Below are 11,791 nucleotides of genomic sequence, written 5' to 3'. Positions count from 1 at the left end.
CATGGCTTTTCCCCAATGCCTGCCAACAAACCAATAATCAACGCTCGAAAAAATCCTAAAAGCGATATCCCTGACGCCAATACCCCTTTTCGGAATTAGCATTGGACTATCTATCGGCGCTAACAGCCGCTTTCCGATTTTGGGAATTAGCTGCTATCGGAATTACTTTCTTCTTCCGAATCTCGGATTTGATTTCCATCGGCATAAATAGCTGCTTCCGAATTCCGGATTTGGCTGCTATCGGCGATGGTAGTGGTTCCCGAGTTCCGGATTTGGCTGCTATCGGCACGAAAAGCTAATTCCGATTTTCGGATTTAGCTGTTATCGGCGATAGCAGCGGTTTCCGATTTTCGGATTTTACTGATATCGGCACGAATAGCTAATTCCGAATTTTAGATTTAGCTGTTGTCGGCGATAGCACTGCCTCCCGGAGGTGGTGCTTAGGCTGTTTTTGTCGTGATTTTTTGCTCCTAGCACCGAGTTGCTGGCTGCTTACTGCTATGCAGCGGTTGTTTTAATGTGTGGAATAGTAGTATGTTATGGATTTTGCTGCTGCTCTCGTGTGGGCACTTTTGCTGCGGCGTAGAATTCCCTATTGCCCTTATGGCAGGCAAAGTGTTGGCGTGCAATTTTGTTTAGAATCATTCCGAATTAAGGTATGGGGGGTTAAAAAATGTATCTGTTCCTATTGACAAGTTAATTTGCACTGCCGTAGATTTGAGTATTGTTAATTAATATTCTACTGCATATGGAGCTATTAAAGCTGGACTACCACCGATTAACCAATGGCGAATCGATTACCTATTTCGTTGATTTGCGCAGCACGGTAGAGGGCTACCCAACCATTAAAACGTTACTCGGCAAGGTGTACGCCCCATTTTCTGACGCCATCGATCTTACCATTCAGGCCTCCAGTAAGGTTGACAGCACGTTGTATAGCACTGCTCGGGCCGACTTGAATACGATTCGCCGAAAGGCGTTCCTTCACTTTAAGGGAGGCGCCGAATCGGCGCTTAAGAGTAGCGATCCGCAGGAATGCCAGCACGCGCAGCTGGTGGTAAACACCATTAAGCTGCACGGATGGAGGATGCAGGCCCTTCCGCCCGATAAGTTTAGCGCAAACCTGCAGTCGCTATTGAATGTCCTCGAAACCGAGAAGCTGAAAGCGGCCATTGCCGGTATCGGTATTGGTAAGGCGCTGGCCAACCTAAAGGGGGCCAATGCCAAGTTTCTGGATTCCGATAGGCAGCGGATAAGCGCCTGGGCCGAGCAGAACGATGTCTCCACCTCGACGGCGCTAAGGCATGTGGCCGAGACGACATCCAACCTCTTTGCCGTCATCGGCGGGTTGCTGTTAACCTCCGACGAGCCGCTCCTTAAGGAGATGGTGGAGAAGATGAACGTCATCACCGTTGGGAAGCAGCAAACGCTGAAGGCCAAGGCCACCCGCGCCGAAAACGCCAAGAAGGAGGGCAAGGATAAGGACAAGGATAAGGATAAAAACAAGGACAAGCCGGTGGAGAAGAAGTCCATGAGAAAGTTGGGTAAGAAGGGGGCGAAGGCACAGGATGGTTCGGAAGAGCCCGAAGACGAGGCCGCAGCCAACCAGCTCGTGGAGCAGCAGCTGGTGATGGAAAAACCTGCAGCTGCGCTACCAGCAGAAGATCAGGATGCTAAAATAATAAGCGAGAATAAAATGGATAATGTGGTTTAGGTTTATGGCCTATTTTTATGTTAGAATTTAAGAGGTTCTCCGCGTGAGCGGCGGCCTCTTTTTTTTGCATCTACCCGTCGCTAGGTTGGCTAGGGGTAGGCGTCGGCGTTCATCAAGCCATCACGTAATAGGTTGACAAGGATCGGTGGATTGCCAATGGCTTATGGGTAATTCGAATGCAAGCATCTTGCGATTTTGCCAGTCTATTTCGCGATGCTGCCTGCATCTATGGATATTCATATTTTATTTAGGTAATGTGATCATTGCTACTTCTGATGAATTTGTCTTGTATACGCCAATGTAATTGAATGGGTTCTGCATCGTAGTGACAGAGTTGACCAGCAAGTTAGAGGTTGCACACGGGTAGTAGAGTAAAATGCCCATGTTAAGTAGTGTATTATAGGTATTTTGCACCATGCTTGAGTATTATATGCTGCTAAGTTTAATAATTGCGATGTTAAATAGATTATTTATAAAAATAAAAGTTAATATTTGCAGTAGAATGGTGGATGAGTAAGACGGGATGATATTGTGGGTGCCCCATTCCCTAATCAACTTTGCGTTAATATTTATTACTGCTATGGATAAGTTGTGTCCTCCCGTCATTTCTAGGCTGCTATGCTCTATGGTAGCTATACTGCTCCTGTCGTTTTTGCCTGCTGTGGGGTGGGGGCAAACATCTAAAACATTTACTAAATCAGAATCTTTTACAGTACCTGAAGGTGTTACCTCTATTACGGTGGAGTGTTGGGGTGCTGGAGGCGGTGGCGGTAATACCTCTGGAGCAACTAGTGCTGGCGGTGGCGGTGGTGGTGCCTATACCAAGGGAATTTTTACCGTGGTATCTGGTGCTACGGTGAAAATAACTGTTGGCGCAGGTGGTGAACCCGGTAATGCGGGAGGTAATACTTCGGTTTCGTGCAACGGTATCACGCTTACGGCTAACGGTGGTTCTGCAGCAAGTGGAAAAAATGGTGGTGTAGGTGGTCTTATGCTGAATACCAATCCTGGAGTAACCTCTTTTACTTCATATGCTGGAGGAAATGGAGGAAGAGACGGGGTTAATGGAAGTAATAAATCTTCCACTGGATATGGAGGTGGAGGTGGAGGTGGTGGCTCCGCATTTCCAACGACTAGTGGTGGTTATGGCTATGATGGAGACGATGCTTATCGTTCTTTCGGATACTATACTGATGGTGCTGGAGGTTCCGGAGGTTCCGGTAGTGGATCTGGAGGATCTGGTAGTGATGGTGAGGGTGATGATGCTGGATCTGGAAATGCTCCTGGAGGTGGTGGCGGTGGCCGTGGTGGAAATGCTGGCAAGTCTGGTTCTGGTGCCGATGGTAATGTTGTTATTACGATTCCCCCTGGTGCATTAACAAATCCTAGTAGTGTAAACTTTGGCTATACTGCAGTAAATACATACTCAGGAGTTCAAGTAGTAACATATTTTGGGAACTATTTAACGCCATCTTCTTCTGGCACTATTTCTATAGCTGCCCCTCCATCAAACTTTGAAACTTCACTAGACAATGTTACATGGAGTACTTCTTCTAAAACCATAAGCTATACAGGAGGAAGCCTTACGGCAAACCTATATGTGAGATTTAAGCCAACAGCTGCCAATGCCAATTATAGTGGAACAATCACAGTTTCTGGTGGAGGGACTTCTCCTCAGACCATTGCTGTAAGCGGAAACTCTATACCGCCAACCCTCCCCCTATACTCCTACAAGTCGGGTAGCTGGTCGGATCCTACAACATGGACTCTCGACCCTAGTGGTACCACCCAAGTAGGCTCTGCTATTCCTGCCAGCAACGATTACGTTGTAATTCTATCAAACCGTAATGTTTACCTACCATCGGATATTGCTACTGTAAACCTTAAGGTTACCATTAACGATGGAGGAATACTTGATATTAGAACATATAGGTTTGCCAGTGGATTAAATACCCTTGCAGGTGATGGAGAGATCCGTATTGCCTCTGCCTACTTTCCTGCAGCAGCAAACAATCCCTTTGTACTGGCAGGGGGTGGTACTACCGAGTACTACAACGCATCGAACTTTACGCTACCATCGTCGCAGCAGGTGTTCAACAACCTCAACATTAACACCCCATCAGGAGTGGTGGCTACCCAGCAAAGCAACCTAACGCTAAATGGCTCGTTAACGCTGCTTGGTGGCACCTTTAGGATTAATGACGATGCCTCAACCGCTAAGCTTAACCTTACCATTAATGGCGATGTAACGGTGAATAGCGGTACATCGATGGTTGTTGGTAAAGGTTCAACAAATAGCTATACCGATCCTACCTCTGCTGCTCTTACAGGGGGGGCTGCTCCATTTCTGAACTACTACGAGCAGTTTCATAGGGTTGTGCTTTACGGCAACTTCTACAACTATGGAGGTACGGTAAAGTTTACCAACTTAGCACTTCCTGGTTATGCTAGCTTCCCGCCAATCGGCAGTGGCGCAACATCGGGTGCAGCTACGGTTTACTTTATGGGAGGCACAAGTTCTTCACTTGTCTGTAGTGGAACAACGAACTTCTACAACCTGGTAGTTGATAAGGTAGATCCCTCCGTTTCGTTAACCATAGATCCATCCTTACCAAAGAATTTTGTTCTTTATGGTGCCAATAATGCGGCCTATGAGGTTGGTGCTGATGCTGCAAATCCAAATATCAAGAAGGCTTTTTGGATGCGCACCGGTACGGTTATCCTTAAAGGTGCTACGGCCATTCCATCGCTAAGCGAGGGAACAACCGCAAATAGCGACTACTTTATTCCCCTTAAGGCCTCGCTGGTGCTAAACGGTCCCGATGTAATAGTTCTCTCAACTGCTGACGACTACTCCGAGGTTAATATTGCCAATGGTATAGGCGCAACAAGCAATGCATCATTGGGTATAAGTAACAACAACGCAAATGGCTCTTTAGGTCTTCTTGGGAATCTGATCGTCAACGATGGCTATCTATCCACAAGGGAATCCTCTGGCATTACCTACTGGAGCAATGGCTCCGGACAACTTATTATTAATGGGGGAAAGGTGGATGCCAAGCAACTTCTGGATGGCTCTGGGGCAAACAGCGGAATCCTAAACTATACCCAAAATGGAGGTACGCTCTATCTGAGAGGTAGGTTGCAGCATAAGCTTCAAACCTCAAAAGTTGATGACCTAACGCTTACCGATCTGAATACTGTTCGTGCTACAAATGGAATAGGCACAGGTGCTGCTACCTTCACCATTAATAGCAATACCTCCAGCGGCTTCTCTATGGGTGGTGGCGAGATACGTATCTACGATGGATGTGCTACTGGTAATGTCGGTGCGTTTACCGTTGCTTGTCCTGTTGCTAACATTAGTGTTACTGGAGGTACTCTTACCATGGTACCTACTGCAGGCTCCTCATTAGCCGATGCTACTACATTGGATGTTTCTACAGCTGCACCCTTGGCCAACTTTAATGTGAACTTGGCTTCTGGTTCTACCAATGTAAGGTTGATCAATAGCAACCTCTATGTTCTCAAGAATGTAAACCTAACAGCCGGGACATTAGATGCTAATGGAAAAGATCTATATATAGGTGGCAACTACACTATTGCAAGCGGATCAACCTACATGCCTAATAGCAATAGAACTGTATTTAATGGAAGTGGCAATCAAACCTTTTTAGTAAATACGGCAGGTGCATTGTCGCTTTACAGGATGAAGGTACTAAAGACAGCTCCTACGTCTGAGCTTGCATTTGCCGGAAGCCAAAAGGTTATTAATGTGTCAGATTCGCTATCCATTATTACCGGAAAGTTAAACGATAATGGTACCACTATTAATGCTAGTGGAGGTGTTTACAATTCTGGTACGCATTATGGGACGGGACGTATTGTTCTAAATGGAGCCGCGGCGCAAGGAATAGACGGCAATGGCAGCGGAGTATTCGGAAATCTTGAGCTGAATAATACAACAGCGTCAACGACCGCACCGATAAGCACCACTGCTAGCTTCACCATTAATGGAGTGTTATGGTTTACCTCCGATAAATCGTTGACAATAGGGTCGAACGGGTTGGTGATGTCCTCGACCGCAAGTTTCTCAGGTGCAGGTACAGGAAGCAATAGGTATATAGTTACCAATGGGCAAGCTGGCGATGGCGGATTAACTATAGCCTATTCTTCATCTAGCTTAAGTAAAACCTTCTATGTTGGAGCGGCCTCAACAAAGCGCACAACAGCCTCATATACTCCTGCTACCATAGGATTTAGTTCTACTCCCTCATCAATTGGGAGCGTTACTGTAATTCCTGTAGGTTACGAGCACCCGGCAACCACAGCTAAAGGAAAGAGTTTAGCCTACTTTTGGAAGGTTAAGTCTTCAGGATTCCCAACTTCGACAACAGGGGTTACCCATCGCTTTACTTATGTAGATGATGATGCTCAAGGTTCTGATTCAAACTACTTGCCCGCATACTACAATCGAACCACTTACTCTTGGATCGCAGGGGCTGCTGCTTCTGTAAATAAAGCCTCAAATGTTATATCGGATTGGACAACGAGCGGTACTCTTCTAGATGGAGACTATACGGCTGGTAATGGTGCGTTTGGAACTGCTAAAAAGTTTTACAGCTGCATAAATGGTTCTAGCTCAGGTTCAGGTTTATGGAGTGAATCTTCTAACTGGTCGTTTACTGGTAATGCAGGGCCTCCAAATACGAAAGGTGCTGTTCCTGGTCTAAATGATATCGTTATTATTGGGGGGGCTGATTCTTTATATCTTGCAACAGATAATACTGATATAGATATAGACGTTCAGTCTTGTGCAAGTCTTCAAATTGAAAAGGGTTCTGCATTGGATATCGGCTATAATCCCGGATGTAACTTCGCTATGGTGTTGAGCCATCCAAATGGGAATGGAAACTTTAGATTAACGACCTCTTATAATTCTGGTTCCACATATACTTTTCCTTCTGGTGATTTTTCCGAGTTTAACAAAAACTTGGGCACTACCGAACTTTATACAACGAATAGCAATAGTAACACAACTTACTGGTTGCCCAATGGTGTTGGCAGCTATGGGAATCTTATTATTTCGCCTCTTGGAGGTTCCAATGTTATCTTCCCCAATAATAACCTGTTAATTTATGGTGATTTAGTTATTCGCGGACAGAATCCGGATTCTTGGTTCTGTCCTACTTGGAAGTCTAGTTATCCTTCATTTCCCTCCTCCACAATCTCTAAAACCATTACTATTAATGGGAATATGACTATAGTTGGAGGCTCTTTTGGTTGGTATGGCAATGGTTCTGGTGGTGCTCAAGATGTAGTAGTTAATGGAAATGTTACGGTGTCTGCTAATGGAGGAATTGATGTATGGTCTGGTAACTCTAGCCAGAGTTTCTCCATCGGAGGTAGCCTTGTAAATAACACAACTGGTCGTGTTTACTCGGATCAATCTACCAACTACGTAAATCTTAGCCAGGTAAATGTATCTTTCTTTGGTAATAGTAATTCCGAGATTAGGAATACATCAGGTACGCCAATTACTAAATTTGGTAAAGTTACAGTAAGTAAAGGGGCATCACAATCAACAACATTAACATGCAATATAGGAGGCACCCTAACCACCCCTATCGATAATTGGCTAACGTTGCAAAATGGTACGTTTATATATAAGAGTCCAAACGATCTTAATATAAGTACGGTTACTCCATTTAATATTCCAAATACAGCGTCATTAGATATAAATACTCTCAATTCAATTTACATAGCCCAAGGGAATGTAAGCATGAACACGGTATCACTTGGTGGAAAACTTCTGGTCGAAAATGGTACTGTAAATGTTGGAAATGCGTCAAATACAAGTGTAAGCAACAGCATAGAATATGCAAGTGGAGGTTACTCCGAGATATCAATATCAGGAGGCACCTTGAATGTTAACGGACAGATAAGACGGAATCCGCTTAATGCAGCGGGTGTACTGGGCTACACCCAAACGGGTGGTACGGTAAACCTTTACGGCAATAAGGCATCGGGGGGAGCAAATGCAACGTTGGAGGTGGTGAATGATGGTAGCTGGTTCAACATGTCAGGAACTAGTGCCATTAATATTATTAATGGGGGAGGTGGCACCAACACTTTTGGAGACCTTTACCTTCGTCCTGCTAGCAGCTCAGTAACTGGAGGTACTATTACTTTTGGTAATACCACTGCGGAGACATTTGCAATGGATGCCAGCATTCCTCTCAACAATCTTGTGATAAATGGAACAGGTGGAACCAATATGCTTAATCTGATGGTGAATCCATTGTTACTTAATGGCTCTCTAACCTTGAGTAATGCTACGAGTGTTCTAAAGTCAAACAACGTCAATGTTTCACTTAAGGGTGATTTTATAAATAATGGAGCGGTTGGTTCCTACTTATATGGAACAAATACCACCACCTTTAATGGAAATATCCAAAATATAAAGGGTACTTCTTCTACTAACTTTTATAATCTAAACATCAACCCAATTACCTCGGTTACTCTTAATCGCAGCTTTACTGCCAATGGCGACCTAACTATTTCTTCGGGAACTCTTGCTTGTGGTGCCAATAAAATAACTCTGTTTGGCGATATTCTGAATAACGGAACCTATACCGATAATAGCGGAGGTGTTGTTCTAAATGGATCAACAGCCCAACAGCAAATCGGTGGGACGGGAACCTTTGGAACTTTAGAGTTGAATAATGTATATGGGGCAAAACTGTTGAACTCTGTGTCTTTCATAAGTAGCCTTTATATGACTGCAGGAATCCTAGACATCAACAGGTACTTGCTTTCTTTAGGACAAAATAGTGGCATTATTGCCAATGGGGCAGGTTTTAGTGCCTCTAAGATGATTGCCTCTGATGGTGTTTATAGCGATGTTGGCATAAAGAAGGTTGTTGGAACAGGAGCCTCCTCGTTTACTTTCCCTATAGGTTCTGGGGGTAAATACACTCCTGCTGTTCTTACGGTAACCTCCAATGGTTATGTAGGTGCTGTCCGAGTTAACAATATCAATGCCCGTCATCCTTCGGTTTTAGATCCTAACAATGCCTTGAGATACTACTGGGAGATAGAAAGTGCCGGCTTATCTGGATTTAGTGGAGGGCTTGCGTTTAGCTACAACCAAAGCGATGTGGTAGGCGATGAGGGCAAATATGAGGCATCTCGGTTGAGTATCCCCGACTACAATTGGTCTAAGAGCCTTCCTCCAACCGATAATGTAGATGAAGGTAGTAATGTCATTTCGTTTACTTTTCCTTCCAATTCTACTACAATAAGTGGTGAGTATACTGCAGGTGGCGATGCTGCTTTGCCTGCTGTAATTGCTACCTATACCTCTATTCGTGATGGAAATTGGTCTGATAAGACCATTTGGTCGCCAATTGCACCCGATGGTGGCCCTAATGGGTACATAGTTGTCATTGATAAAAATACAACTGTAACGGCTAGCTCTAACAATACGTTTGCCTATCGAACACAGATAAATAGTGGTGGAACATTAAAGGTTGATCCTTCAACCTCTGGACATAACCTTGGAACGGTAGTTGGGAATGGTACGCTGCATCTCGAGAGTGGACAGATGCCTGCAGGACGCTATGATTCTTTCTTCGATTGTTCGAGCAGTTCAACGTTGGAGTATGGAGGAAGTGGTGACTATACAATTGTTTCTGATTTATATACGAGTGTTCCTAATTTAGTTGTTTCGGGTACCGGAACTCGTTACTATCCGAATAAAGATTTAACTGTATGCAAAAAGCTGAATATTGATGGTCCAATACTGGACAATTCGCTTTACGATAGAAAATTGACGATACTTGGAAGTATGCTGCTTACGTCAGGTGGTTTCAGATCTGGCACTGGTGATGACGCTAGGGTCGTTTTTTCTGGTACAGCAAAGCAAGCGATAAGTACCGATGCTAATGCGTTCACAGGACTTAATAAATTCAACAGCATTGAGATTAATAATCCAAGTGGTCTTGATCTGACAGGTAAAATGGAATTGGGAGGTAATCTATATTTAACCAATGGCGTTATCAATACAAGTTCAACGAATACATTTACAATTACGAACCTAAGCGAAAGCTGCATATATCCTTCTGCAGGAACAGAGTTGTCATACATCAATGGTCCGTTAACTAAGTATATGAAGACGGGCAGTTATGACTTTGTTTTTCCTATTGGGCAGAATAGATATGGGTATCAGATAGCGTTGAAGGCAACCTTTAGTAATAGCGTACCTTGGACGGTACAGTATTTTAATAACAACCCGACAAGCACTTCGTTCAACACTCCAATTAGTGTGGTTAATTCCGATGAGTATTGGAGCGTTTCTTCTACTGATGCAAGTTCGAAGGGGTACGTGAGGCTTTACTGGAATTCTAGTAGCGGTCTAACTCCTGCTATGACAACTAATGGCTTGCCCGATATGCGTATTGCCGACTTAGAATCTGGTAAATGGACCGCATTGGCGACTAGTGCTTCGGGAGATAATACTAATGGTTCTGTAACCAATGCCAGTAGCTATGCGTTTAGTAGCGCTAATACTGCTTACAGTTTTACCACTGCTTCTGTTACGGGAATTATGCCTAAGGCAAAGTTTTCGCCAACAGGTGCAATTTGTGGCTCATCTTCCATTCCGGTGACCATCTTTACCAACGGAATGGCTATTGCCCCACCCTACATATTAACCTACTCCTTGAATGGCAAAATCCAATCTGTAACATTTAGTAATCTCACAGGTTACAGTTTGCCCGTGTCTGTAGCGGGAAACTATCAGCTGGTTAACTTTTCCTACAACAATGGTTCTGGTGTTGTAGATGCTAAAACTGTTGTTACCTCATACGATAGTCCAACGGCTGCAGCAGCAGGCCCTGATTTGTCGCTTTGCGGTGCAACTTTAGCGACGCTTGCAGGTAATGTCCCTACCGTCGGTAAAGGACTCTGGAGTATTGTATCGGGAACTGGAGGTACGGTTACCTCGCCAGATCTTTATAATAGCACATTAACAGGTACTAACGGTTCGTCGTACACTGCCCGATGGACTATCAGCAATGGTGGGTGTATCAGTTCCGATGATGTTAATATAAACTTTACCCTTAAGCCTAATGCTCCTGCTGCAGCTTCGCCTCAGGCATTCTGCTCTGGTGCTAATTTGAGTAATATAGCTACAACAGTTGGCACAGGTACCTCTATAAATTGGTATACTGTTGCTGCTGGAGGGACTGTGCTTAGTAGTGCAACTCCGTTGTCCAATACAACGTACTATGCAGAAGCAAGCAATGGATGTTTGAGCGATAGTAGAACTCCTGTTCAGGTTGCTATAACGCCGAATGTTTCAGTAACTCCAATTGTAAGCGTTGGAGCAGAACCTTCGTGTATGCTTTCGAGCGAATCTAGTACAACGTATACTTCTACAGTGAGCAACGCTACATCTTACCTGTGGAGTATTAACAATGGCAGCTTAGGCTCGATAAATAGCCTTACTGGTGAGGTTACGTGGAATCCAACCGTTACAGGTGCTGCAAACATTACAATTCAAGCAAGCGGTTGTGGTCCTGTAGCAACTGCAAGTAGAACGGTTACGGTGAATAGCTTACCTGCTCCTGAATTTAAAACGATTGCTCCAGCTTGTGCAGGACAGGGGGTGTCTTTATCATTAACTGCAGCTTACTCAACATATCTTTGGTCGGTTACTACTACAGGGTACTCGTTATCGAGCACCACAAGCGCAAATCCAACGCTCTATGCCCCCAGTAATGATACCCTATTTCCTCCAAGTAGTTCTTCTATGGTTTCGTACCCCGATGTTAAGGTGTTTGTAACTGATTCTAATGGATGTTCTAACTCTGTGCAAAATAGTTCGTCTGATAAGTCGCTAGTCATAAATAGAATACCACGTACGGGGCCTCCATACCATGTAGGCAATAGCGTGGCAAAGTAATAGTAGGGAAAATATGCCTCAAAGGTGGCTTTGGGGCATATTAGCGTAAGTATCGTGATAAAGCAGTCTTTTATATGATGCTATATATAGTGTGTACCTATGTGATCTTT

The 11,791-nt window shown here is 44.3% G+C and carries 2 protein-coding genes; both read left to right on the top strand.

Annotated elements, in window-relative coordinates:
• Nucleotides 1-748 precede the first annotated feature (748 nt).
• Nucleotides 749-1,714, top strand: a complete 966-nt coding sequence (locus ACHZA1_RS05980; RefSeq protein WP_320054319.1) for a DUF6261 family protein — start codon at nucleotides 749-751, stop codon at nucleotides 1,712-1,714.
• Nucleotides 1,715-2,294: 580 nt separating this feature from the next.
• Nucleotides 2,295-11,681 (top strand): glycine-rich domain-containing protein, encoded by a 9,387-nt coding sequence (locus ACHZA1_RS05975; RefSeq protein ID WP_320054318.1) that lies wholly within the window; start codon nucleotides 2,295-2,297, stop codon nucleotides 11,679-11,681.
• Nucleotides 11,682-11,791 lie beyond the last annotated feature (110 nt).

It is taken from the genome of uncultured Acetobacteroides sp., assembly GCF_963667355.2.
GTDB lineage: Bacteria > Bacteroidota > Bacteroidia > Bacteroidales > ZOR0009 > Acetobacteroides.
The sequence above is the reverse complement of the archived record's forward strand: the minus strand, read 5'-3'. Positions and strand labels throughout refer to the sequence as shown.

Excerpts from the sequence above, each read along its gene's own strand:
- ACHZA1_RS05975 (WP_320054318.1), top strand. The coding sequence starts at position 2,295 with ATGGATAAGTTGTGTCCTCCCGTCATTTCTAGGCTGCTATGCTCTATG.
- ACHZA1_RS05980 (WP_320054319.1), top strand. The coding sequence starts at position 749 with ATGGAGCTATTAAAGCTGGACTACCACCGATTAACCAATGGCGAATCG.